The organism is Leuconostoc sp. C5 (assembly GCF_056530425.1).
In genome coordinates, this window is record NZ_CP134351.1 from 253,236 (window position 1) to 279,570 (window position 26,335).

Below are 26,335 nucleotides of genomic sequence, written 5' to 3' on the forward strand. Positions count from 1 at the left end.
GTGAGTGTTTTAAAGAAAGAGGAAGACTCATATGTCAGAACCAAATAATATTTTGTTTAATACCGGAAATCACACTGATTCGGCTGTCATTTATGACAAGTTTTCAAAGGCAGAACAGCAATTTTCAGTAAAAAAGGATAAGACCTTTTATATTACCACGCCAATTTACTATCCGTCTGGTAAGTTGCAGTTGGGAAACACTTACACAACGGTGCTTGCTGATGCAGCAGCACGATACCACCGCTTACTGGGTGAAGATGTTTATTTTTTAACAGGTACAGATGAACATGGATTGAAAATTCAACAAAAAGCTGAGGCTGCGGGTATATCTGAGATAGATTTTCTTGATGGTATGGCGAAGCAAATTAAAGACTTGTGGAAGCTAATGGATATTTCATATGACGATTTTATTCGCACTACAGAAGATCGCCATGAAAAAGCAGTCGCTAAAATCTTTACGCAATTACTAGAAAATGGGGATATTTATAAAGGTGAGTATGAAGGTTGGTACTCTGTTTCTGATGAAGAGTACTTTACAGAATCTCAATTAGCCGAAGTCTATCGTGATGACGCAGGCAAAGTAATTGGTGGGAAAGCACCATCAGGGCATGAAGTTGAGTTAGTTAAAGAAGAAGCATACTTCTTCAAGATGAGTAAATACGCTGATTGGTTACTTGATTATTACAAAACACATCCAGAGTTTATTCAGCCAGAAGCTCGAATGAATGAGATGATTAATAATTTCATTGCACCAGGTCTGGAAGATTTAGCGGTAACACGTACATCATTTGACTGGGGTATTTCAGTACCAGGGGATGAGAAGCATGTGATTTACGTTTGGATTGACGCATTAGCTAACTATATTACTGCTCTAGGTTATAATTCGGACGATACAACCCTATTTGATAAGTTCTGGCCTGCAAACGTTCAACTTGTTGGAAAAGAAATCGTTCGTTTCCATACTATTTATTGGCCAATTATGTTGCATGCATTGGGATTAGAGTTGCCTAAATCAGTTGTAGGTCATGGTTGGCTTGTGATGAAAGACGGTAAGATGTCTAAATCAAAGGGTAATGTAATCTATCCTGAAGTGCTTGAAGAACGCTATGGTCTAGATGCAGTTCGCTATTATTTATTGCGTTCAATGCCATTTGGTAATGATGGTGTATTTACACCTGAAGATTTTGTGGCGCGTGTTAACTATGATTTAGCTAATGATTTAGGTAATTTGTTGAATCGTACAGTAGCCATGATTAATAAGTATGTGGATGGGGTTATTCCCGAGCTACTAACCGGTAAGACTTCTTTTGATGAAGACTTGGTTCGAACTGTAGAAGATGCCATTGTTGAATACAACAAAAACTTTAAAGAATTACGTACTGCTGACGCACTTGAAAGTGTTTGGAAAATCATCCGTCGTGCAAATAAGTATATTGATGAGACACAACCATGGGTGTTGGCAAAAGATGAAAATGAAAAGGAAGTTTTGTCTAGCGTAATGGCTCATTTAGCTGGTGCATTACGGGTTACTGCTGTTTTGTTACAGCCAGTATTAACACAAGCACCAAAGAAGATTTTTGATCAATTAGGATTAGATTATTCTGACAAAGGTGTTGCTATTGCAGGTTTGACTTTCAGTAAGTTACCAACTGGCGGTCATGTTGTCAAGAAGGGTGAACCAATTTTCCCACGCCAAGACGTTGAAGAAGAAGTGGCCTTTATTTCAGGACTAGTTTCAAAAGATACCAAAGGTAAAGGGCGTGCGGTTAAAGAGGCAGCAAAAGAAGCAGCTCAGGTGGCGCCATCTAAGGATTTGATTACTTATGATGATTTCGATAAAGTTGAAATCTTGGCTGCTAAAATTACGGCAGGAGAAATTGTTGCTAAATCTGAAAAATTGTTAAAGTTTACGCTTGATGATGGATCAGGGAAGCCACGCCAAATTTTGTCGGGTATTCGTAAATGGTATTCAGACCCTGCTGCTTTGGTGGGTAAAACGGTTGCTATTGTTGCCAATATGAAGCCACGAAAAATGGCTGGTGAACTTTCTGAAGGGATGATTTTGTCGGCTGAGAAGAATGATATTGTTACTGTAACGATATTGCCGGATTCAATTGAACCGGGTTCAGGAATTGAATAATAAAAGAGCAGCTCTTCGGAGTTGTTTTTTTATTTGATTTGACGAAAGGACAATTGTTAACTAAAATTAACTATAAAGTAAACATTGTGATAATAGTGGAGGAAAGTGATGAGTACAGCTGATAAACTGTTAGCTTTGTTGGTTAATACAGCAGGCGAGTGGGTGTCTGGTGAAGCAATTGCGCAACAGTTAGGGATTACCCGAACTTCTATATGGAAGTCTGTTAAAAAGCTTGAGTCTCAAGGACATCTCATCGAGAGTGTTCGTGGGCAAGGATATCGATATGTAGAGGGCGCTAAAATTTCTGCTGTTGGCATTAAAAAGTATTTAAAATCAGATGTGGATCTGAAAGTCTTTGACACGATTGACTCGACTAATGTGTATGCTAGAGAGAAGCTTTCTTCTGGCGAAATTACTAAAAATACGGTTATTGTTAGTGAAAGCATGTCGGCGGGAACTGGTCGATTAGGAAGAAAGTTTTTTTCGCCGAAAAATACGGGTATGTACGTCACTTTTGCTTTGCCACTACCTGTGGAGACGATAGTAAACCCCGGCCGATTAACTACTAGTACCGCAGTAGCTGTCTCAAAAATGGTTAAAGAAGTATTTGATATCGATATTCAGTTTAAGTGGGTCAACGACTTATTGTACAATAACAAGAAAGTTGGTGGTATTTTGACCGAAGCCATTACGGACTTTGAAAGTCAACAGTTTTCATCTTTAGCTGTGGGTATTGGTATGAATCTTGCCACGCCTGATGGTGGATTTCCAGATGAAATTTCTCAAAAAGCAGGTGCGCTGACTGATGAAATGGCTGTATCAAGAAATGAAGTTGTAGGTTCTTTAATTAATCACTTTTTTGATATGTACCAGGATTATCAGGACGGGCATTATATACCGCAATATCGCAAAAAGGTGGTTGGTGTTGGACAATCAGTAGAACTAAAGCGTGGTCAGGTGAACTTAACGGGGATAATTAGAGAAATCGATAATGATGGTTGCCTCGTGCTTGATACGAAGCGGGGCATAGAGCGCATTAATTCTGGTGAAATTACTAAATTACTGTTGCCAAATAATGAATACCAGGGTTAGACACTAAAAAAGCAACTACACAGACTGTAGTTGCTTTTTTAGTGGATTCTTTTGATAATTTGTAACTCTACTAAGGTTACAAAAAAGATTAAACCAACATCAATTAAAAAATCAAGTAAACTGGTAAAACCTTGTATACCAGTGACGTTAATTATGTTACCTATGTAAAATTTAATAATAAAACACTTGTATGCAAAACCAATTAAATGAACCATAATTAAGCAGAGATAGTTACTGACCAAGGTATTCAAAAATTGGTGATGGCTAAATAGTTTGTTGCCCTTTCTAATGATAGCAGCAAAAAATGGCATTAGTGTAAAAGCGATTAAGAAACCAAACGTTGTCTTGAATATATAGCCTAGTCCGCCACCAGATGCAAATATGGGTAAACCGAGTAATCCGGAAACAAGGTAAAGCACTGTCAACCAAGAACCATACTTGGCACCGAGAATCGGATAAACTAAAAAGATAAAAGCCGTTTGTAGCGAAATGTAGTCGTAAAAAGGAATCGGAATAGCTACTTTGGCAGAAAGCACCAATAGAGCAAAGTAAATACCTATTTTACAGATAGTTTGTGCACTAACGCTAACGTTCGTCTGTTGATACATAATATATAATCCTCTCAATATTAGATGTTACCCTTTTTTATTAAAATGGATAACAAAAACAATTTACTATAAATGCATTTCTTTGTCAAATATGTTACCCTTTATATATGATTTGGTTAACAAAAATCTGGAGGAAAGCATGCATTATAAGAAACGTAGTCAAGAAGTACTATGGTTGCCATTCACGCAAATGAAAACGTTGTTCCTGGTATTTTGGCTGCTGGGAAGATGTTGACGGGAGGATACTTACCATTAGCCATCACTATGATATCTGAAGCGATCTATCAAGTTTTTTATGATGATTACGATGAAATAACATTGTTTCGCGGTCATTCTTATACGGGTAATCAATTAGGTTGTGCTGTGGCATTGAATTGGTTAGAAATAAAGAGAAGCGACAACCTTTTGACCCTGATTTAAGAGCAGTTTGGTGAGCAACATTAACCATGCGAAAACTTGGCTTGCTCACAAGACCATTGGGGGACACAATTGCATTCTTGCCGCCATTGATTGCAACAAAAGAAGAAATGAAGCAAATAATTGTCATAATTAAAGAAGGCATTCAAACTGTCATGGAAGAAATGAATCATGAAGAATAAGGGCTATTTTATTACAGGAACTGATACGGAAATTGGTAAAACCTTTGTAACGGCCAGGTTGGCACGTTATTTCAATAAGCACAATCAAGATATTGGTGTCTTTAAGCCATTGATGAGTGGTACACGTAGAGAAAACCCTTGTAGCGATGCCTATATTTTAAAATCCGGTGCAAAGGTTTTGGATGGTTTAGAAGAAATTAACCCTTTTCAATGGGATGAAGCGCTCGCACCAGCCTTAGCTCAAAAGCGTGCAAAAACAGACTATTCATTAGATGATGTACTGAAAAAATATAATGTATTAGCTCAGAAACACAAGGGCATGTTGGTTGAAGGAGCAGGCGGCATTACAGTACCATACGGCGATGATTTTACCGTCACGGATTTAGCGTGTGCGTTGAATTTACCGTTGATTATTGTGGCACCAAACAAACTAGGTGTGATTAATCATATTATATTAACCATTGAATTTGCTAAAAACCATGATTTAACAATAGCGGGGATAATTTTTAATGGTGTCAAGCACAAAGGTGTGGTAGAAGATACGAATTTAACACTATTAAAAGAGATGACTGATGTACCAATAATTGGTGAATTACCATGGATTACCAATCAGATAAACGCAGAATTACCTTTGGAAAAGTACTTGGATATAAATCTGTTATGTGATTTATTGATCATAGTGGATAATCAGATTAAATAACAAATAATACTATAAATTTTGAGATTAATGAGAGTACTATCTGCACTCATGTTAAGAAAAAAACAAAATGTTATATTAAGCAGCTACATTCGCTCAAAACTGCACTTTGTGCTATAATAATGGTGTTGACTAAAGTCAAAAATTTTTGGAGGATCTAAAACACATGACTGTTAAGATTGGTATTAACGGATTTGGACGTATTGGTCGTTTGGCCTTCCGTCGTATTCTTGAGTTGTCAGACAAGGCTTCAGATATTGAAGTTGTTGCCATCAACGATTTGACAAGCCCAGATATGTTGGCATACTTGCTCAAGTATGACTCAATTCACGGTACTTTGAACGCTGAAGTTTCATCTGACGACACAGGTATTGTTGTTAACGGTAAGCACTATGCTGTTTACTCAGAACGTAACGCTGCTGACTTGAAGTGGGTTGCTAACGATGGTGTTGATTACGTATTGGAAGCTACTGGTTTCTATACATCAGCAGAAAAGTCACAAGCTCACTTGGATGCAGGTGCTAAGAAGGTATTGGTTTCAGCTCCAGCCGGTGCAGTTCCTACAGTTGTCTACGGTGTTAACCAAGACATCTTGACTGCAGATGACAAGATTGTTTCTGCTGGTTCATGCACAACGCAATCATTGGCTCCAATCGCTAACGTATTGGAACAAGAATTCGGTGTTAAGACTGGCTTGATGTTGACAGTCCACGCTTACACAGCTTCACAAAGCTTGCAAGATGGTCCTAAGTCAGCTAAGTTTGCAAAGCGTCAAGCTAATCGTGACGCAGCTTCAAACTCATTGCCACATTCATCTGGTGCCGCAAAGGCAATCGGAATGGTTGTTCCTTCATTGGATGGTAAGTTGACTGGTTCAGCTATCCGTGTTCCTGTTCCTGATGGTTCAATTACGGAATTAACTGCAGTCTTGAAGAAGGACGTTACAGTTGAAGAAGTTAATGCAGCTATGAAGAAGTACGAATCAGATTCATTTGGTTACAATGGTGACGGATTGGTATCTACTGATATCATCAACGACACACATGGTACTGTCTTCGATCCAACACAAACTGAAGTTGTTGCTGGTGAAGGACAACAATTGGTTAAAGTTGCTGCATGGTATGACAACGAATACGGTTTCACTTCAAACATGATCCGTACATTGTTGCACTTCGCTACTTTGTAAGATAGATTATTCTGTTTTACCTGTTAGTGTACTAAATCATAATATTAGAAAACACACTTCGGTGTGTTTTTTTATTGTAAGGTATTCTATTATGTATATTTTTTGAAAAGAGGCAAGCAAATCTTAAACAAATGGCTACTTGTAGGTACTTATAGTAAAAAATATGATATACTTTATTCAAATATCGAACAGGAGTTCTATTTGTGAAAGTTGCATTTTCATCTGATAATCATTTTGATTTAAATAAAATTAATGTTGAACGCGCTATGCGGGCACAAGCGCTCTATTTGTTGAACAAAAATGTGAACGTTTACGTTATTGCTGGCGATTTGTTTAATGACTTTAAGCAATCCTTAGCATTTGCGCGTAATATGCAAGACTTAGTAAAAAACAAATTAACCATTCGTTTTTTGGCTGGGAATCATGATATGGGTAAAAATGTTACATATGAAGAACTTGAAAGTGATATCGACGAGTTATATTTTCATAACAAGTACATTGACTTAACTGATGATATCCGACTTATTGGCAACAATGGTTGGTATGATTATAGTTTCGTCGGTAATGATTATACAGAAGAAGAAATTCAATCGTTTAAAAATAGCTATTGGTATGACCGACGCATTAAGCAACCAATAACTGATAAAGAACGTTTTGATATTAACCTAAAACAAATTAAGGATCAGCTCTTGGCTGCGGGCAACAAACAGACTATAGTTGTGAGCCATTTTGTGCCACGTGAAGACTATATTAAACGTTTTCCAAATGGGAACACACGATTGGATATAGCAAATGCGTTCCTTGGCAGTTCGAAAATTGGTCAAGCTGTCGATCAATCATATACCATTGCAACAATTACAGGGCATTTGCATTTACATCCCGCACCGTTAAAGTTCGGTAACAATGTTTATTATAATGCTGCTGTGGGTTATAGTACTGAACGTGTTCACGAATGGTCAAGTGATGATTTTCTAACAGAATGGCAAAAAAGACTAGTTGTACTTGAATTTTAAAACACCGGATAGGTGTTTTTTATTTCTTAAGGAAACACTATGATTTTAGAATACTTTGACAATCGAAATAAATTATGATAATATTTTGACTATCAGATATTTCGATTATCAAAGTATTTTAAAAAAGGAATCAATTATGCCAGTTCTTACAACAACAGAAATTATGGATTTAATTCCCAATCGTTATCCTATTCTTTATATGGATTACGTGGAAGAAATGGTCCCAGATGAATCAATAGTCGCTGTCAAAAATGTGACCATTAACGAACAGTTTTTCCAAGGTCACTTCCCTGGAAATCCAGTGATGCCAGGTGTTTTAATCATTGAATCACTAGCCCAAGCAGCATCAATTTTGATTTTGTCATCACCGCAATTTCAAGGTAAGACAGCTTACATGACAGGAATTGATAACGCTAAATTTAAGAGAATGGTTAAACCAGGCGATGTATTGAAGTTACATGTCACATTTGGTAAGCTACGTGCTAACATGGGCAGTGTGTTAGTTGAAGCCAAAGTCGATGGTAAAACAGCTACATCAGCCGAGTTGATGTTCGTTGTGGCGCCAGATGAAAAAGATGAATGAAGCAATTACAACTGATTTTGAACAAATAAATACTGAACTGGTTGGTGTATTTAATAATGTCATGTGGATAGAAGAAGCTGCTTTAAAACGCAGTTACTTCTCTGATATAACCTTAAAAGACATGCACACCATTGAAGCTATTTCAATGTATGATGAAAAAAGTGCTTCACAGGTCGCAAAAATTATTCATTTGACACCAAGTTCTATGACAGCAGCCATTGATAAATTGGTTGAAAAGGGTTATGTTGAGCGACGTCGTTCCAGTAAAGACAGGCGTGTGGTACGATTAGGCTTAACGCATAAGGGGCGTGTCGTTTATCGCGCTCATCAAGAATTTCACAGGGATTTAACGCACAATCTGGTAAAAAATATGTCACCAAACGACGTGAGCGTTGTCAAACAAGCGATCCATAATTTGGTTAGCTATTTAGCACAGATAATTAATCATTAAAGAGGGGAATTATGGAACAATTGAAAATCGTTGCTTCAGCACGTCAAATTCCAGATCGACAAGTGACGAATCAAGAGCTCAGCACAATGATGGAAACTGATGATGAATGGATCTATACTCGGACAGGTATTCATCAGCGTAATGTCGTGACAACGGAAAACACTAGTGATTTAGCCAGTGAAGTGGCAAAGAAAATATTGGTGAAAAGTGGTGTTTCACCAGACAGTATTGACTTTATCATTGTTAGCACGATGTCACCAGACAGCCTATCACCAAGCACGGCAGCAATTGTCCAGGCTAACATTGGTGCCACTAATGCATTCGCATTCGACTTAAGCGCAGCTTGTTCTGGTTTTGTTTATGGATTGAGTGTCGCCTCGAGTCTGTTAATGTCACGCTATCAACGTGGATTGATTATTGGTGCAGAAGTGTTATCGAAATTAGTTGATTGGAAAGATCGAACTACGGCAGTTTTGTTTGGTGATGGAGCTGCAGGGGTACTTGTGGAACGAACACAGGATAATGTTGGACTTTTAGGTGAAGAACTTAGGACTTTTGGTGAAAAGGGTGACAATTTAGTAGCTGGTAGGTTTGCGAATACAAACCCATTTTCGGAAAATATTAGCCCGTTAGACCCTTATTTTCATCAAAATGGTCGGGAAGTATACAGCTTTGCAACTCGTGAGGTTCCCGAAGCACTCCAAGCAGCCTTAGAGACAGCTCAAGTTACGGCTGACGATGTTGATTATTATCTATTACATCAGGCAAACGCACGTATTGTATCTTCCATTGCTAAACGGTTTGGGCAGCCCGTATCTAAGTTCCCAACCAACATGGCTTTAAATGGTAACACTAGTGCAGCAAGTATCGGTATTTTATTAGATGAATTGATAGAGTCTAATACAATTCATGCTGGTCAAACGATTGCCTTTGCTGGTTTTGGTGGTGGTTTAACTGTCGGCGCACAAATTTGGAAAATTTAAATCTATCGGTGTAGTCGGCTGCACCGCAAAAATCTAACGAAAATACATAAAACGGATTTTAGGAGAAAAACACTCATGACAGACGCAGAAATTTTTGACAAGACAAAAGAAATTTTGGTTGATCAATTTGATTTAGAAGAAGATGAAGTTTCATTAACAACCGATTTAACAAATGATATTGACGCTGATTCATTGGACTTGTTTGAAGTTTTGAACCGTGTTGAAGATGATTTTGATATTAAGTTGGCTGTTGCTGAAGATATCAAGACTGTTCAAGATTTGGTTGATAAGATTAAAGAACAATTAGCAGCGTAATTTAGGTGACATTTTGTCACGTACATAACATAATTTTTAAGGATGAGAACATGACAGTTAAAACAATGAACCCTATTTTTGAAAAATTAGGCATGAAATACCCAATTGTTGAAGGTGGGATGACATGGGCTGGAACAGGTGCGTTGGCAGCTGCTATTTCAGAGGCTGGTGGACTTGGCTTTATCGGCACAGGTTATTGGCATGGTGATGACGTTCGTAAAGAAATCAGACGTGCAAAAGCTCTGACAGATAAGCCTTTTGGCGTTAACGTAATGTTATTAAGTCGTCATATTAGAGAAGTTTTTGATGTCATTATCGAAGAAAAAGTTGCTGTAGTTGCAACTGGAGCAGGAGACCCATCGCCATTTTTGGATGAGTTACATGCTGCTGGTATTATAGTAATGCCTGTCGTTCCCTCAGTTTCATTAGCACGTATGATGGAAAAAAAAGGGGTTGACGCGGTTATTGCTGAAGGTATGGAATCAGGTGGGCATATTGGTATGCTGACTACGATGACATTAGTACCGCAAGTAGCCGATGCCGTTAATATTCCAGTAATTGCTGCTGGTGGTATTGGTGATGGACGTGGTGTTGCCGCTGCGTTTATGCTTGGTGCGGCTGGTGCACAAATGGGTACAAGGTTTCTGACAGCTACTGAATCAGAAGTTCACCCTAACTTTAAGTCAAAAATACTTAAAGCTAAAGATATTGACACTATCGTTACGGGTAATTTGCTTGGTAATCGTGCCCGTGTTTTGAAAAATAAAATGGCAAAGTCATTTGTTAAAAATGAAGTAAACGAATTACAAAAAGAAAAGCCAGACGCTGCAGCCATTGAAAAACTTGAATCTGGTACACTACGTCGTGCTGTTCAAGAAGGTGATAAAGAAGGCGGTGCATTCATGGCCGGTCAAATTTCTGGTTTGATTAAGGATGAGAAGCCTGCAGCTGATATCTTGTCCGACATTTGGGCGCAAGCTACCGATTTAATGGGTATTGAAAACACAACATTGTAAGTAAAGAATCCGATTGGTTTCGGTTTCATTGTTTATATATAGTATATGGGGTTTAACATGAAAATTGGATTATTGTTCAGCGGGCAAGGCGCACAGCAAGCCGGCATGGGCACAGATTTATATGAAGCACTTCCTGAATATAAATCAACAATCGATCGAGCTTCTGAAGTTTTAGGATATGATTTATCTGACGTGATGAAGAATGCTGATAAAATTGCACAAACGCAATATGCACAACCTGCTATCTTATCTATGAGTAATGCCATTGTGAATGCTTTGGGTAGTGCTTTGCAACAGCCAGTTGCAGCTCTAGGATTGAGTTTAGGCGAGTATTCGGCGTTGACTGCAGCTGGGGCCATGAACTTTGAACAAGCTGTTGCTATTATCAAAGATCGTGGGCGATATATGCAAACGGTTGGAGACGCAAATCCTGGTAAGATGGCGGCAATAATGGGCGAAGATCAAAAGCTCATTGAAGCTGTTTTAGCTCAATTGCAGGCCAAAGGAAAGCAAGTTTTCCCAGCAAACTATAATACGTTTGCTCAACTGGTCATTGGCGGAATTGCTGCTGATGTTGACGAGGCAAAAGCGACATTAACAGCGGCTGGCATCAAACGTACGATTGATTTGCCAGTCTCTGGTGCATTTCACACCCCATTATTGAAAGACGCTGCTGTTCAGTTATCTGAACGGTTGGCAACTGAAGCATTTACAGATGTGAATTATCCTGTTTATTCCAATACAACAAGTGAACCGTTTATTATCGCGGATCTCCATGAAACGTTGACTAAACAAATTGTATCGCCAACATATTTCGCGCAAGCGATGAAAAAAATGTTAGATGCAGGTGTTGATACATTTATTGAAGTTGGTCCTTCGGATACATTGATTAAGTTTGCTAAAAAAATTGCTCCCAAGGATGTGAAACGATACGCTATTAAAGACTTAAAAAGCTTTAATGAAGTAAAAGAATTGCTCACAGCAGAAGAGGTATAACATGGCAGATTTTACAGATAAAACTGTTTTAGTAACAGGCTCATCACGTGGTATAGGACTTGCAATTGCAAAGGCATTTGATGCTGCAGGAGCAAACGTCATTTTACATGCACGTTCAGAAATTAGTCCTGAAACTTTAACAGAGTTTAAGTCAGAACCAAAAACATTACAGTTTGATATTGCTGATGCAGAAGCAGCAGAAGACAGTTTGAAAGTATTATACAAGCAAGAAAACTTTTCAGGTATTGACATATTAATCAACAATGCCGGTATTACAAAGGATCAGCTAGCTATTGCAATGACACCAGCAGATTTTGCACAGGTTGTTAACGTAAACTTAAACGGTACTTTTAATGTGACACAACCTGTATTTAAAAAGATGATTCGACAAAAGCATGGGGCGATTATTAATCTAGCCTCTGTTGTTGGATTAATGGGTAACATGGGTCAAGCGAATTATTCTGCATCAAAAGCTGGTCTGGTCGGCTTGACAAAGACTCTAGCTAAAGAAGGTGCACGTCGCCACATCCGAGTAAATGCGATTGCCCCTGGTATGATTGTTTCAGATATGACTGGTGCTTTGCCAGAAAAGACACAGGAAGAGATTCTAAAAAATATTCCATTATCTCGTTTTGGTGAAGCTTCGGAAATTGCAGATGTAGCATTATTCTTGGCAGGTAATGATTATATTACCGGTCAAACAATCACAGTTGATGGTGGGTTATACATTTAACGCACAATTTATTGATGTGAGGCACTGAGAACATAAAGAAAGGAAATGCGTCCTCGGCCATTTGATTTAAATTCATTAGTATAATGTCTTTTTAATCAGTGTCCGTCCACGCTCTTAATATTATGACACGCGTAGTAATTACAGGACTTGGCGCAGTAACGCCATTAGGAAACGATACACAGTCTTTCTTGGACGGTATTTTCAATGAAAAAATTGGTATTAAACCAATTACAAAATTTGACGCATCAGAGACGGGAATCACTGTGGCAGGACAGGTTGATGGTTTTGATCCCGCAGCTCGCGTTGGTAAGCGTGATGCACGTAAGATGGATTTGTTTTCACAGTATGCGGTTGATGCTGCAGATCAGGCTTTGACTAATGCTGGATTAAAGGCAGAAGAAGGTGCTGAAGCACCAACCACTGTTGCTGATTCTACTCGATTCGGTGTAATTTTAGGTAATGGTATTGGTGGGTTGACTACTATACAAGATCAAGTAATCAAGATGCATGATAAAGGACCACAACGTGTTAGCCCATTGTTTGTGCCTGAATCAATTCCCAACATGGTATCAGGAAATGTTTCGTTACGTTTTGGTGCAAAGGGTATTAATTCAACAATTGTTACGGCTTGTGCTTCAGCAACAAATGCGATTGGGGAAGCGTTCTGGCGTATTCAATCTGGTAAAGCCGATGTCATGTTAACTGGTGGTTCAGAAGCAACGGTTAACGAAATTGGTATTGCTGGTTTCGCAGCCTTGACTGCGTTATCAAAGGAAGAAGATCCAACACAAGCTTCAAAGCCTTTTGATAAGAATCGTCATGGATTTGTTTTGGGTGAAGGTTCAGGAATTTTGGTTATTGAAAGTCTAGAACATGCTCAAGCACGTGGTGCTCATATTCTTGCGGAATTAGTTGGTTATGGTGCATCATCTGATGCATATCACATGACGTCACCATCCCCAGATGGTGAAGGTGCTGCACGCGCAATTCGCGATGCATTAAATGACGCTAATTTGGAAGCCAATCAAATTTCATATATCAATGCTCACGGAACAGCAACAGGAGCAAATGATTCGGGTGAAGCACATGCTATTGCCACTGTGTTTGGAGAAAATACAGTACCTGTTTCTTCAACAAAGGGAATGACAGGTCATTTGCTTGGTGCTGCTGGTGCCATAGAAGCTTTGATTTCTGTAGGTTCTTTGACACGTGGTGAATTACCAGTAAACGTCGGTCTTGATGAACAGGACGAGGACACTAAGGTAGTTAATTTAGTTGATCAAGAAAACAAGCATCAAGCACCTGAGTATGTAATGAGTGCTAATTATGGTTTTGGTGGTCACAACGCTGTCATCGTATTTAAGAAATGGCATGAAGGAGTGTAATTGATGAGTTTAAATATTGAGGAAATTCGTGGATTAATTGCTGATTTAGAGAACAGTTCTTTACGCGAATTCAAAGTTGTTGATGGCGAATTCAGTTTGCATTTATCAAAGAACAAAAATGAAGCAGTCGTGAACGCGCCAGTTCAAACTCCAGTTGTTGCTCCTGCCGCTGTTACATTAGATCAAGCTCAAGTAGCTGCAGAACCTGAAACGCTTAAAACAGGAACTGAAATTGTTGCTCCTATGGTTGGAACAGTATATTTGCAACCAAAACCTGATGCACCAATGTTCAAACAAGTTGGTGATAAGGTCTCAGTGGGAGAAACAGTTGCTGTGATTGAAGCGATGAAATTAATGACAGAAATTCATAGTGAAGTCAGTGGAACAGTAGCCGAAATACTAGTTGCTAACGAAGAAGTAGTAGACTACAATAAGCCACTCTATAGAATAACAACAGATTAAATGTAATTTTAAGGTTTGTATCGGTATGAAATATAAATATCATACAAACGTACATAATACATACTACGAAGGAGCCAAAATGTCGATTCTAAACACACAACAAATTCAAGAAATATTACCTCACCGTTATCCAATGCTTATGCTAGATACAGTGGAAGAATTAGTACCAGGTAAGAGAGCAGTAGCAATTAAAAATATTAGTGTCAATGAAGAAATTTTCCAAGGCCATTTCCCTGGGAATCCAACTTTCCCGGGTGCTTTGACTGTCGAGGCATTAGCTCAAACTGGTGCGGTTGCACTGTTATCTATGCCTGAATTTAAGGGTAAAACGGCTTACTTCGGGGGCATTAAAAAGGCTCGTTATCGTAGAATGGTTCGTCCAGGAGATCAACTACGTTTAGAAGTTACTTTGGATCGTTTGCGCGGACCAATTGGTACTGGCAAAGGTATTGTTTGGGTTGGTGACAAAAAAGCGACAACAGCAGAATTGACGTTTATTATTGGAGACTAAAATGTTCAAAAAGGTTCTAGTGGCAAATCGTGGTGAAATCGCGGTGCGTATTATTCGGACATTGAGAGAAATGGGTATTGCATCAGTTGCTGTTTATTCAACAGCGGACAAAGATAGCTTGCACGTTCAAATTGCTGATGAAGCAATCGCAGTTGGTGGTGTTAAGCCAACAGATTCATATTTGAATATGAAAAACATTCTGAGTGCGGCACTATTAACAGGTTCTGAAGCTATTCACCCAGGATACGGCTTTCTGTCAGAAAATGCTCTATTTGCTGAAATGGTTGGCGAAGTAGGAATTAAATGGATTGGCCCACGTCCAGACACAATTGAATTAATGGGTAACAAAGCTAATGCTCGTGAAGAAATGCGTCAAGCAGGTGTTCCGGTTATTCCTGGATCTGACGGTTTCATCCGTGACTTTTCCGAAGCTAAGGTTGTTGCTGATCGTATCGGATATCCTTTGTTGCTAAAAGCCGCTGCTGGTGGTGGTGGAAAAGGCATGCGTTTTGTTTATAGCGAAGATGAATTGAGCGACAAATTTGATGATGCCCAAAATGAAGCGCGCCTGTCTGTTGGTGATGATCAAATGTACATTGAAAAAGTGATGGAACATGTCCGACACATTGAAATGCAGCTTTTGAGAGATGAAAATGGTCATGTTGTCTATCTACCAGAACGTGATTGCTCATTACAGCGTAAAAATCAAAAGGTGTTGGAAGAGTCACCTGCTGTAGGTGTAACGCCTGAGATGCGTGCTTATTTAGGTGGTATTGTAACAAAAGCTGCGCAAGCGATCAGGTATGAGAACACTGGAACAATTGAATTTTTGCAAGACCATGAGGGCAATTTTTACTTCATGGAAATGAATACTCGTATCCAGGTTGAACACCCAGTCACTGAAATGGTAACCAATTTAGATTTAATTAGATTACAAATAGAAGTCGCTGCAGGGCAAGATTTACCTATAACACAGGACGATATTCAAGTTAATGGTCATTCCATCGAAGTACGCTTGACGGCCGAAAGACCTGAAAGTAATTTTGCACCAAGTGCAGGCACAGTTGATCTTGTATTTTTACCTACCGGAGGACCTGGTGTTCGAATTGATTCCGCACTATTTGTGGGCGATAAAGTCCAACCATTTTACGATTCAATGATTGGTAAATTAGTGGCGAAGGCAGATACTCGTGAACAAGCGGTTCAAAAAATTCATCGCATTGTTGATGAAACTGTTGTGCATGGCATTTCTACAAGTTTAAATTTCCAAAAAGCTTTATTGGAAGATCCACACGTGCAGCGTGGCGAATTTGATACACGCTATTTAGAAACTGAATTCTTACCACGGTGGACTGAGAGCTTATCAGAAGATGAATAATACAATGCCGCATGCGTTTGACGTGTGCGGTATTCTAGTAAATGGAGACATTTAATATGGACTTATACAACAATAAAAATAGCGATACATCAAAAATTAAAAGAGATGCTTCGGTTAATGATCGCATTCCTGATGGTCTTTTTCTAGCGTGCCCATACTGTGGTGCACAAATGTACAATAAACAGCTTGGCAAATATCGTGTGTGTGCAAAGTGTAATTATGGTTTTCGTCTCCAAGCATGGGAACGTGTTGAATTATTGACTAAAAACTTTGAAGAAATGGATTCAGATATCCAAATGGATCATCCAGAGTTTCCAGGTTATGCAGAAAAACTAAAGCGGGCACAGTCACAAACTGAGTTGGCAGAATCTGTTTTGACTGGAACGGCTGACATTGAAGGGGAACAGGTGGCTTTAGGAATCATGGATTCTTACTTCATGATGGGGTCTTTGGGTTCAATGACAGGTGAAAAAATTACGCGCTTGTTTGAATACGCAACGGCTCATACGTTACCGGTTGTTTTGTTCACTGCATCAGGTGGCGCACGTATGCAAGAAGGAATTGATTCCTTAATGCAGATGGCCAAGGTTTCAGCAGCTGTTGCAGCCCACCAGGAAGCTAAGTTATTGTACCTAGTTGTGCTAACTGATCCTACAACTGGCGGAGTAACTGCAAGTTTTGCTATGCAAGGGGATGTTACTTTAGCTGAACCACATGCGCTTGTTGGTTTTGCTGGGGCAAGAGTGATTGAATCAACAATACATGAAAAACTACCAAAAGACTTTCAACGGGTAGAGACATTATTGGAAAATGGTTTTGTAGATCAAATTGTACCTCGATCAGAATTAGCTCAACTGATTGCCAAAATTGTTAGATTACATACAGCGGAGGCCGAATAAATGCCTGATATTTTAAGTGGATTGAAATTATTTAAACGTGAATTAACGCCAGCGCAAGTGGTTAAAAAATCCCGTGAAGACCGTTTTATGGCGCGGGAAATCATTGATGGCATTTTTACAGACTTTGTCGAATTGCATGGTGATCGTCTCGGTGGTGACGATATGTCTATCATTGGTGGCATTGCATTTTTAGCAGACCGGCCTGTTACGGTGATTGTTGTTGACAAGGGTACAGATATTCATGACAAGTTGAGCAAACGTAATGGTTCGCCAGAGCCATGGGGCTACCGTAAAGCTCAACGTCTAATGCAACAAGCTAATCGATTTAATCGTCCAATTATCATGTTTGTTAATACACCAGGTGCTTTTCCAGGCAAAGAGGCTGAGGCGCAAGGGCAGGGTGAGGCAATTGCTAAATCAATCCTAGACTCAATGAAGTTAACCGTTCCAATGATTTCTATCATATATGGTGAGGGAGGCTCTGGTGGTGCACTTGCATTGGCCACGGCTGATCAAGTTTGGATGTTCCAAAATGCAACCTATTCGATACTATCACCAGAAGGATTTGCATCCATTCTTTGGAAAGATAGCAAACGTAGTGAAGAAGCAGCGGCTGTTATGGGACTAACTGCTAAAGATCTCTTGGAGAAAAATGTTATTGAGTATATTATTCCAGAGTCTCGTAATCATCCTCGAGTTTTCAACTTAATTCGGAAGCGGTTAAATGACGAGATACATACATTGAATCAATTAACACCAGATGAACTATTAACGAAGCGACGTAACCGCTTTAGAGCATTCTAATCCGATAAATATGTTATAATAAAGTCTCTCAGATAATGGGTAGATTTTAGACGGGTCTGTTTTTGGAATTCGACAGGTCGTTTGGAGCATTGATTGCGTTTCGCCATCCGGGCGCAAAACGGGCAGAAATTTTAACTGCAAAAAACGAAAACTCTTTCGCTATCGCTGCCTAAAAACCAGTGATGCGTAGCTTAATCTTGGTTGCTGGCGTCTGAGGTTAGGCCATAAAAGGCCAGATCGTACTGCTTCTTACATCTGGAAAAGCAGTATTAAATCAATCAGGTTAGTTATATTGAAGAGCCTTGAGCTATGGCAGACAATATAATGAACTACAAATAATAGCCCTATAAACGTAGATATTGGTGTATCGGGCGATTTGGACAGGGGTTCGACTCCCCTCAGATCCATTTAGTATTTCATGGCGTTGCATAAGGTTTCAAAAACCTTGATGTAGCGCCTTTTTTTATGAAAAACGTTGATTGTGAGGAAAAGTAAAATGGAGTCACTCAACTTAATTGAAGGCGCTGTTGCACGTGTGTACCAATGTGACGTAACACGAGTATCAGAAGAATCACAAAATAACGAATATGAAGGGACAACTTTATTTGTTGGTAACAAAAGTCTTCGTATCCGTTTGGCGAAGAAAACACCTACTAAACAAGGATACTTTGTCGTGTTGTGGGAAAAAGACGACAGAGGTCAAAATAAACCATTTGATGCGTACAATAGTCCTGAGTTATTAGTGGTTTGTGTGATAGATAATCAGCAAAAGGGAGTCTTCATTTTTCCTAAAGTGTTACTGGTACAACAGAAAATATTGAGTTCGCAGCAAACCAAAGGAAAAATGGCTTTCAGAGTTTATCCAGATTGGGTAGTTGAATTAAATAAAACTGCCCAGCAAACACAAACATGGCAGAAAAATTACTTTGTGGATTTGTCAACTGATCAAGTTGATGAAGATAGGTTTAAAAGATTGCTTTCTAAATCTAACTGTTGATTAAGATACTATGAAATAAATACCAGTTATGCAGCGTCTTGAATATCTGCTTGACGAACTGTCTAATTTACGGTAACATTAAAATAATCTTAGAGGATTAAGCAAGCGCACGTCTAGAGAGTTGATGTTTAGTGGAAATCAATCGTGTTAATGCCCAAGGTTGCTGAGAATTATAATTAATCATATTAAATAAATAAGCGGTCGTTTAAAAACGACAAATTAGGTGGTACCACGGTAGAAAGATCGTCCTAATCTCTGTAATTTGAGATTAGGACGATCTTTTTTCGTGTTACGACTTAAAAGAAAGGAATTAACTATGCGTGATATTGATATGTCAACAAAGTATGATCCAACTTCTGTTGAAGCTGGCCGTTATGACAACTGGCAAAGCAAAAAGTTATTTGCACCCGAATCAAACAAAGAAATTCAAGGCAATGAGCCAGAACCTTATTCTATTGTCATTCCACCTCCTAACGTTACCGGAAAACTTCATTTAGGGCATGCATGGGATACGACATTACAAGACATGATCATTCGCCAAAAGCGGATGCAAGGATTTGATACCTTGTGGTTGCCCGGAATGGATCACGCTGGTATTGCAACGCAGGCAAAAGTTGAACAAAGATTACGTGGTGAAGGTGTTTCACGTTACGATTTGGGTCGTGAAAAATTTGTTGAACAAGTATGGGACTGGAAAAACGAGTATGCTACTACCATCAAGCAACAATGGGGTAAGATGGGGCTGTCACTTGACTTTGACCGCGAGCGCTTTACGCTTGATGAAGGTCTGAATAAGGCTGTTAACAAGGTATTTATTGATCTATACAATAAAGGATTAATTTACCGTGGGGAATATATCATTAACTGGGACCCACAGGCAAGAACTGCCTTATCTGACATTGAAGTTATTTATCAAGATGATGCTGGCGCATTTTATCACGTTAAGTATCCATTTACAGATGGGACAACATTCGACGGAAAAGATTACATTGAAATTGCAACCACTCGTCCAGAAACAATGTTTGGGGATGTCGCTGTTGCGGTCCATCCTAGCGATGAACGATACAAAGATTTGATTGGTAAAAAGGTTTTGGTGCCATTAGTTGGTCGTGAAATTCCGATTATTGCAGATGAGTATGTAGAAAAAGATTTTGGTACTGGTATGGTGAAAATCACACCAGCCCATGATCCTAATGATTTCCAAGTGGGTAATCGTCACGATTTGGAACGCATTAATACGATGACTGAAGACGGTCATTTAAATGAATTTGCTGGTACATACAATGGCATGGATCGTTTCGATGCTCGTAAAGCAATTGCCGCTGACCTTGAAGCTGGCGATTACATGCTAAAAGTAGACCCAATTGTTCATTCTGTTGGTCATTCAGAGCGTACAGGTGTTCAGGTTGAATCACGTCTATCAACGCAATGGTTTGTTAAAATGGAACCATTGGCTAAACAAATTTTAGACATGCAAAAGAATGACGATGAAAAGGTTGAATTTGTACCAGCACGTTTTGAAGATACATTTTCACGCTGGATGGAAAATATTCGTGACTGGGTTATTTCACGTCAATTGTGGTGGGGTCATCAAATTCCTGCTTGGTACAAAAATAAAGGAACAGATAAAGAAGAATTATATGTTGGTACTGAAGCACCAGCAGGTGACGGCTGGGAGCGTGATCCGGATGTTTTGGACACATGGTTTTCATCTGCTCTATGGCCATTTTCAACCATGGGTTGGCCAGAAAAGCTAGACGGTGACTTCGCCCGTTATTATCCAACAAATACATTAGTAACTGGCTATGATATTATTTTCTTCTGGGTAGCACGGATGATGTTCCAGGGGAAAGAATTTACTGGACAACGACCTTTTAAAAATGTCTTGATTCATGGTTTAATTCGTGATGGTGAAGGGCGTAAAATGTCAAAATCATTGGGTAATGGCGTTGACCCGATGGATGTTATTGAAAAATATGGTGCTGATGCATTACGCTGGTTCCTAGTAACGGGGTCAACTCCGGGACAAGATTTACGATTTACTTACGAAAAGATGGATTCGGCTTGGAACTTCATTAACAAAATTTGGAATGCGTCACGTTATGTTATTATGAATTTGGATGAAGATACACCATCTACGTTACCAGATATGAGTCAATTAACATTAGCTGATCAATGGATTTTGTCACGTTTGAATACAGTGGTTACGAATGTAACACGTAATTTTGACAAATTCGAGTTTGGTGAAGCAGGACGTGAGTTGTACAACTTCATTTGGTCTGATTTTGCCGATTGGTATATCGAAATGACCAAGGAAACTTTGAATGGTGATCAAGATAAGGCACCAGTTCAGCAAACATTGGCCTACGTATTGGATCAGACATTACGTCTATTACAACCAATCATGCCATTTGTTACTGAAGCTATTTGGCAGGAAATGCCAGCTCAAAATGGCAGCGAAGCCGATTTTGCTATTGTAAAATATCCGGTCGTGCACGAAGAGTTAAGCAATCCTGACGCAGAACAAGCCTTCAAATCGTTGCAGGATTTGATTGTAGCTGTTCGTAATATCCGAGCAGAAGCAAATGCACCAATGTCTACACCAATTGATTTAATGATTCAAACCACGGATGATAGTTTGAAGCACATTTTTGAAGCGAATGCTGATTACATTAATCGTTTTGCTCATCCTAAAACGTTAACAATCAGTGATGATGTGCAAGCTCCTAATTTGGCAATGTCACAAGTAATTTCAGGTGCTGAAATTTATGTTCCACTGGCTGAGCTGATTGACATTGACGAAGAAATAACACGCTTACAAACTGAAGTGAAAAAATTTGCTGGGGAAGTAAAACGAGCTGAAGGAAAACTAGGAAATGATAAGTTCGTTTCTGGGGCCCCTGAAGCGGTTGTTGCTGCGGAAAAAGAAAAATTAGCTGATTGGCAAGCCAAACTTAACGCAACAGAAGAAAGATTACAGACATTAAAAGCAAATCAATAGAAATTATAAAATCACTCTTAACAGGGTGATTTTATTTATTATTTGACAAGGTAATGAGCAATAGTTTTGTATGGTAAAAAAATCAAGTAGTGGACTTTTTTCTTAAATTCGATACAATAGTTAGAGTATAAAATAGCGTGTAATATATGGCAGTATGCAATTTTTTAAGGAGAGTTACAATGTCCGGAAGTAAAATACTCGCAAGTGCACATTATGTACCTAGAGACATCGTGACTAATAATGATTTAGCAAAAATCATAGATACCAGTGACGAGTGGATTCAGGCTCATACTGGTATCAAAACGCGACATATATCATTGCAAGGTGAAAATACGAGTGATTTAGCGACACGTGCCGCGGAGTCAGTATTGAGCCAAACTGATATTAAACCAGAAGATATTGATTTAATTATTGTAACAACATTTACCCCAGATGGATTGGCACCGTCAACGGCAGCATTAGTACAGCGCAATTTACATGCTGAAAATGCTTGGGCCTACGATATTGTAACAGCTTGCTCAGGGTTTGTTTTTGGATTAAGCACAGCTGACAAGTTTATTAAATCTGGTCAATATAAGAATGCATTAGTCATTTCTGCGGAAGTCAACTCCAAAATGATGGATTTCAAGGATCGCACCAGTACTGTCTTTTTTGGAGACGGTGCAGGAGCAGTGCTGATGACAGCTGATGATGCCGGTGTTGTGGAAGCTGAAAAAATGCACACAATCGGGAATGCCGATGTTGTACATTCAGGGCGAATAGCACCACTGACAAGTCTATCTGTGGATAACTATCCAAAAATAGATGCTTTTTCACAACAAGGACGTAATGTATTTGATGAAGTAACAACTATTGTTCCAGATCATATCCGCAATTTTTTGAGTGAACATAATTTATCAACTAGTGATATTGATTACTTTATACCCCATCAAGCAAATTTACGTTTGATCGAGTATATTGCAAATGATCTCGGCGAACCAATGACAAAGTTTTCAACAAACGTTGTTACGAATGGTAATACATCATCTGCTGGGATCGCTATTGGACTAGATGAATTAAATAAGTCAGTTAGCTTAAAAGGAAAACGGGTATTGCTAACTGGATTCGGTGCTGGCTTTACTTATGGCAGCATGCTTTTACAATTTTAAAGAAAACCTTAAGAGTTTTAGTTGGATTTAATAATATTGAAATGGTGAAAAATGCAAAATGAAGCGTACTTTTTCACCATTTTTATGTGGAATGAGTTCATTTTTAAATTATTAAAAGGTCTTAAAATACCTATGTATCAACGTTTATTCGAGTATGACATATTTCAGTAATATTGTTACAATATTGATATAGTCGCACAATACACACGTTACAACAAACGGATATACTAATTAATGTTATTAAGATTTGCTTAACAGTAAATCTAAAATTTAATTATTACGAGTTAATACAATTCATTCAGGAGTTACATAAGAATATGGGTAAATTTTTTAAGAAGACTTTATTGACTACTGCAGCTGGTGCTGCGGCCTTTGTTGGTGGACATGCAGCAGCTTCTGCTGATACAGTAGAAGTGCAATCAGGCGACACTTTGTCAAAGATTGCAGCAGCAAACAATACTACTGTTGATGCGTTAGCTAAGGCTAATGGAATTAGCAACAAAGATTTGATTTTAGCAGGTTCATCACTAGAAATTAACGCAACACAAGAAGTTTCTGGTTTATCAGAAGACGGTACATCATATACAGTGCAATCAGGTGATACATTATCAAAGATTGCTGAAAAAACTGGTGTAGATGTATCAGTATTGTCTTCATTGAATAGTTTGTCAAATACTGACCTTGTTTTGACTGGACAAGAATTGTCATTGAAGGCTTCAACTACTCAAGCAACCAGTTCAGCTGCTACAACTGTGACAGCAGCTTCTGCACAATCTTCATCGGTTGACACAAGTAATTTGAAATATATTGCAGCAGCTGATACAGACAGCAATAACTTTATGACGCTTGATGAATATAATACATATGTTGCAAATGGTGGCTCAACATCATCAGCTGCGACAGAATCATCAGCTACAGAAGATATCACATATATTGCAGCAGCAGATTCAGATAATGATGGTTACATGACAATGGCTGAGTATAATGCATACAAAGCTAACGGTGGGTCATCATCAGCGCAAGCCACCACATCAACGGCCTCATCTTCAGCAAGCACATCAAGTGCTTCATCATCAACTAGTGACAATATCACTTATGTTGCTGCGGCTGACACTAATAATGATGGCTACATGACAATGGCTGAGTACAATGCGTACAAGGCTAATGGCGGTTCAACATCTAGCGCATCATCAGCTTCTTCGTCAACGCAAACGACAACTACTAATACTACTGCCACTGCAACAACAACTAACGTTTCAACTGGTAGCACAACGGCAGATGCAACAATCAACGCATGGAATGCAAAGCGTGCAGAATTAGGATTATCACCCGTTACAATTTCTGCATCATTGACTTCACAAGCTCAAAGTCGCGCACAATCAATTGGAACATCGTCAAACTGGTTTAGTACACATATGTCTTCCGGTACTGCTGAAGTTGTTGCAAATGGTTTTGGTGCTGGATCTTCTGTTATTAATGCTTGGTATTATGAAACAGGTATGGTGAACGGCGGGCACACAGCATTTATTGTTAACCCTAACTTCACACAAGCAGGTGTTGGCTATTACAACGGTTGGATTGTTATTAACGCACAATAATATGCAAAATGATTATTTAAAATTAGCATTAGATAACTTAGGAAAAACATTCAACGACTACAATAGTGGTCGTTTTGTTGCTCAACAGCTTATGAGAGCGCAAGTACCATTACCCGAAGGATCGCATTGGGATGCTTCACCAGCGCATCTCATTAAACAAATGCATCATTTATTGGGCGTTTTACAAGCGACACCAGGAGATTTGCTATTTTGGGGCACACAGAATGCACCATATGAAGTGGGTATTTATGTCGGTGGGAACCACTTTATTGCTGTAAATAACGGGGACCATGTGGCAAAAATTCAAACGTTATCAAGAAACTGGTATCCATGTATTGCCGGTTCTATATTTTGACACACAATTGTCATTTAGATGTTTGTTTTGTTACAAAAGAAACTCCTTTGATATATTGACAACAAAGTGCAAAGTACAGAAAATATCCATGACACAGCGGATTGCTATACTAGGAATTGTCGAGAAGACGGAAAAGAATTTAAATTAAAATATATTACTGAATATGAGTCCCTATTAGGAGTTTGACTATTATGAAAAAATCTACTATTGCTAAATCTGTCGTTACAGCTGCCGGTGCTTTTGCCGTTGCTGGTGCTGCTCAAGTTTCTGCTAATACTGTATCAGTTAAAGCTGGTGACACACTTTACAAGATTGCATCAGCAAACGGTACAACTGTTGACGCTTTGGTTAAAGCTAATAACATTTCAAATGCTAATTTGATTTTTGTTGGACAGCAACTACAAACTGCATCTTCATCATCAACTACTACACAAAGTTCATCATCAGAGAGCTCAACTACAACAACTTCATCATCTAATGGTTCATACACTGTTAAGTCAGGTGATACATTAAACAAGATTGCAGCAGCAAATGGTACAACGGTAGCAAATTTGGTAGCAACTAATAACATTTCAAATGCTAACTTGATTACTGTTGGTCAAACATTGAAGTTATCAGCTTCATCAACTTCAAGCTCAACAACAACGCAATCATCAACTACGACAACTCAAACAACATCAAATAACACAGCAACTGCCTCAAATGGTTCATACACTGTTAAGTCAGGTGATACATTAAACAAGATTGCGGTAGCAAACGGTACAACAGTAGCTAACTTAGTAGCTGCTAATAACATTTCAAATGCTAATGTGATTACTGTTGGTCAAACTTTAAAGTTGTCAGCATCATCTGCTTCAACTTCAAGTTCATCAACTGCAACAACATCACAATCATCAAGTTCTACACAATCATCATCAACTTCTAATAATACTGCTTCAACATCAAATACAAGCAATACAAGCAACAGCTCATCAACTTCAACAACAGCTGATGCTACTATTAATGCTTGGAATGCAAAGCGTGCTACTCTTGGCTTGTCACCAATTAAGATTTCAGCTTCATTGACAGCACAAGCTCAAAGCCGTGCACAAGCTCTTGCAACATCATCTAACTGGTTTGGTTTGCATGAATCATCATCAACTCCTGAAGTTGTTGCTAATGGTTTTGCTGCAGGTGCAACTGTAATTAATGCTTGGTACTATGAAACAGGTATGGTTAACGGTGGTCACACTGAATTTATTGTTAACTCTAGCTTCACCGAAGCTGGTGTAGGTTATTATGACGGATGGATCGTCATTGACGCACATTAATAACACCAAAAAGTGGATAGTTGCTATCCACTTTTTTTGTGTTCTCATGTATAGTAGAGTGCAGAGGTATAAAAA

Annotated in this window: 27 protein-coding genes and 1 other RNA gene; 27 read left to right on the forward strand and 1 reads right to left on the reverse strand. The window is 38.8% G+C overall.

The genetic code is table 11. The annotated features are described in order from the left end of the window. Positions 1–31: 31 nt before the first annotated feature. On the forward strand, positions 32–2,140 hold the full coding sequence (gene metG, locus RHP56_RS01470) for a methionine--tRNA ligase (RefSeq protein ID WP_011679184.1): 2,109 nt from the start codon (positions 32–34) through the stop codon (positions 2,138–2,140). A gap of 108 nt (positions 2,141–2,248) precedes the next feature. Then, positions 2,249–3,232, forward strand: coding sequence for a biotin--[acetyl-CoA-carboxylase] ligase (locus RHP56_RS01475; RefSeq protein ID WP_102753333.1), 984 nt, complete (start codon positions 2,249–2,251; stop codon positions 3,230–3,232). A 38-nt stretch (positions 3,233–3,270) separates the two neighbouring features. On the opposite strand, the gene RHP56_RS01480 is transcribed toward RHP56_RS01475, so the two are convergent. Next, on the reverse strand, positions 3,271–3,840 hold the full coding sequence (locus tag RHP56_RS01480; RefSeq protein ID WP_462794715.1) for a biotin transporter BioY: 570 nt from the start codon (positions 3,838–3,840) through the stop codon (positions 3,271–3,273). Between the two features lie 171 nt (positions 3,841–4,011). Here RHP56_RS01480 and RHP56_RS01485 point away from each other — a divergent pair, with 171 nt between their 5' ends. The 25 genes from RHP56_RS01485 (at position 4,012) to RHP56_RS01605 (ending at position 26,260) form a co-directional block, all read left to right on the forward strand. Further along, on the forward strand, positions 4,012–4,260 hold the full coding sequence (locus tag RHP56_RS01485; RefSeq protein WP_025267725.1) for an aminotransferase class III-fold pyridoxal phosphate-dependent enzyme: 249 nt from the start codon (positions 4,012–4,014) through the stop codon (positions 4,258–4,260). A 26-nt stretch (positions 4,261–4,286) separates the two neighbouring features. Then, positions 4,287–4,439, forward strand: coding sequence for a hypothetical protein (locus RHP56_RS01490; RefSeq protein ID WP_174221737.1), 153 nt, complete (start codon positions 4,287–4,289; stop codon positions 4,437–4,439). After that, entirely contained in the window at positions 4,429–5,139 is a 711-nt protein-coding gene (gene bioD / locus RHP56_RS01495; protein ID WP_462794716.1) for a dethiobiotin synthase, read from the forward strand. Before RHP56_RS01490 ends, bioD begins: the two co-directional genes overlap by 11 nt. A gap of 163 nt (positions 5,140–5,302) precedes the next feature. Beyond that, on the forward strand, positions 5,303–6,322 hold the full coding sequence (gene gap / locus RHP56_RS01500; protein WP_002815892.1) for a type I glyceraldehyde-3-phosphate dehydrogenase: 1,020 nt from the start codon (positions 5,303–5,305) through the stop codon (positions 6,320–6,322). A 203-nt stretch (positions 6,323–6,525) separates the two neighbouring features. Then, positions 6,526–7,335: a metallophosphoesterase gene (locus RHP56_RS01505; RefSeq protein ID WP_011679188.1), complete on the forward strand. Its 810-nt coding sequence runs from the start codon at positions 6,526–6,528 to the stop codon at positions 7,333–7,335. A 136-nt stretch (positions 7,336–7,471) separates the two neighbouring features. Further along, the gene (fabZ, locus tag RHP56_RS01510; RefSeq protein WP_014324248.1) at positions 7,472–7,918 is read left to right on the forward strand and encodes a 3-hydroxyacyl-ACP dehydratase FabZ; all 447 of its coding nucleotides are present in this window, start codon (positions 7,472–7,474) and stop codon (positions 7,916–7,918) included. Then, positions 7,911–8,369 carry a MarR family winged helix-turn-helix transcriptional regulator gene (locus RHP56_RS01515; protein ID WP_011679190.1) on the forward strand — a complete coding sequence of 153 codons (459 nt, stop codon included), beginning with the start codon at positions 7,911–7,913 and terminating at the stop codon, positions 8,367–8,369. Before fabZ (RHP56_RS01510) ends, RHP56_RS01515 begins: the two co-directional genes overlap by 8 nt. An 11-nt stretch (positions 8,370–8,380) precedes the next feature. Next, entirely contained in the window at positions 8,381–9,352 is a 972-nt protein-coding gene (locus RHP56_RS01520) for a beta-ketoacyl-ACP synthase III (RefSeq protein ID WP_102753334.1), read from the forward strand. A gap of 75 nt (positions 9,353–9,427) precedes the next feature. Continuing rightward, entirely contained in the window at positions 9,428–9,667 is a 240-nt protein-coding gene (locus RHP56_RS01525) for an acyl carrier protein (protein WP_002815886.1), read from the forward strand. Between the two features lie 50 nt (positions 9,668–9,717). Next, the gene (locus RHP56_RS01530) at positions 9,718–10,683 is read left to right on the forward strand and encodes a nitronate monooxygenase (RefSeq protein ID WP_002815884.1); all 966 of its coding nucleotides are present in this window, start codon (positions 9,718–9,720) and stop codon (positions 10,681–10,683) included. Positions 10,684–10,740: 57 nt separating this feature from the next. Beyond that, positions 10,741–11,679, forward strand: a complete 939-nt coding sequence (locus RHP56_RS01535; protein WP_011679192.1) for an ACP S-malonyltransferase — start codon at positions 10,741–10,743, stop codon at positions 11,677–11,679. A gap of 1 nt (position 11,680) precedes the next feature. Further along, positions 11,681–12,412 (forward strand): beta-ketoacyl-ACP reductase, encoded by a 732-nt coding sequence (locus tag RHP56_RS01540; protein WP_011679193.1) that lies wholly within the window; start codon positions 11,681–11,683, stop codon positions 12,410–12,412. Positions 12,413–12,534: 122 nt separating this feature from the next. After that, positions 12,535–13,797, forward strand: coding sequence for a beta-ketoacyl-ACP synthase II (gene fabF, locus RHP56_RS01545; RefSeq protein WP_042251238.1), 1,263 nt, complete (start codon positions 12,535–12,537; stop codon positions 13,795–13,797). 3 nt (positions 13,798–13,800) lie between these two features. Next, positions 13,801–14,259: an acetyl-CoA carboxylase biotin carboxyl carrier protein gene (accB, locus tag RHP56_RS01550; protein WP_102753335.1), complete on the forward strand. Its 459-nt coding sequence runs from the start codon at positions 13,801–13,803 to the stop codon at positions 14,257–14,259. A 79-nt stretch (positions 14,260–14,338) separates the two neighbouring features. Then, positions 14,339–14,770, forward strand: a complete 432-nt coding sequence (fabZ, locus tag RHP56_RS01555; protein WP_102753336.1) for a 3-hydroxyacyl-ACP dehydratase FabZ — start codon at positions 14,339–14,341, stop codon at positions 14,768–14,770. A 1-nt stretch (position 14,771) separates the two neighbouring features. Then, complete coding sequence (gene accC, locus RHP56_RS01560) at positions 14,772–16,148, forward strand: acetyl-CoA carboxylase biotin carboxylase subunit (RefSeq protein ID WP_014324252.1); 1,377 nt, start codon at positions 14,772–14,774, stop codon at positions 16,146–16,148. A gap of 56 nt (positions 16,149–16,204) precedes the next feature. Then, on the forward strand, positions 16,205–17,047 hold the full coding sequence (locus RHP56_RS01565; RefSeq protein WP_011679197.1) for an acetyl-CoA carboxylase carboxyltransferase subunit beta: 843 nt from the start codon (positions 16,205–16,207) through the stop codon (positions 17,045–17,047). Beyond that, positions 17,048–17,851, forward strand: a complete 804-nt coding sequence (gene accA, locus RHP56_RS01570; protein WP_014324253.1) for a carboxyltransferase subunit alpha — start codon at positions 17,048–17,050, stop codon at positions 17,849–17,851. Positions 17,852–17,903: 52 nt separating this feature from the next. Then, positions 17,904–18,261, forward strand: a transfer-messenger RNA (tmRNA) gene (ssrA, locus tag RHP56_RS01575). 86 nt (positions 18,262–18,347) lie between these two features. Then, positions 18,348–18,848, forward strand: coding sequence for a MepB family protein (locus RHP56_RS01580; RefSeq protein ID WP_102753337.1), 501 nt, complete (start codon positions 18,348–18,350; stop codon positions 18,846–18,848). Between the two features lie 316 nt (positions 18,849–19,164). Beyond that, positions 19,165–21,849, forward strand: coding sequence for a valine--tRNA ligase (locus tag RHP56_RS01585; protein WP_102753338.1), 2,685 nt, complete (start codon positions 19,165–19,167; stop codon positions 21,847–21,849). A 179-nt stretch (positions 21,850–22,028) separates the two neighbouring features. Further along, positions 22,029–22,997, forward strand: a complete 969-nt coding sequence (locus RHP56_RS01590) for a beta-ketoacyl-ACP synthase III (RefSeq protein ID WP_050894821.1) — start codon at positions 22,029–22,031, stop codon at positions 22,995–22,997. Positions 22,998–23,314: 317 nt separating this feature from the next. Next, a complete protein-coding gene (locus tag RHP56_RS01595; protein WP_102753339.1) occupies positions 23,315–24,595 on the forward strand; it encodes a LysM peptidoglycan-binding domain-containing protein in 1,281 nt (426 codons plus the stop codon). A gap of 1 nt (position 24,596) precedes the next feature. Beyond that, positions 24,597–24,950 carry an NlpC/P60 family protein gene (locus tag RHP56_RS01600; protein ID WP_002815861.1) on the forward strand — a complete coding sequence of 118 codons (354 nt, stop codon included), beginning with the start codon at positions 24,597–24,599 and terminating at the stop codon, positions 24,948–24,950. A 191-nt stretch (positions 24,951–25,141) separates the two neighbouring features. Further along, positions 25,142–26,260 carry a LysM peptidoglycan-binding domain-containing protein gene (locus RHP56_RS01605; RefSeq protein ID WP_102753340.1) on the forward strand — a complete coding sequence of 373 codons (1,119 nt, stop codon included), beginning with the start codon at positions 25,142–25,144 and terminating at the stop codon, positions 26,258–26,260. The last annotated feature ends 75 nt before the right edge of the window (positions 26,261–26,335 follow it).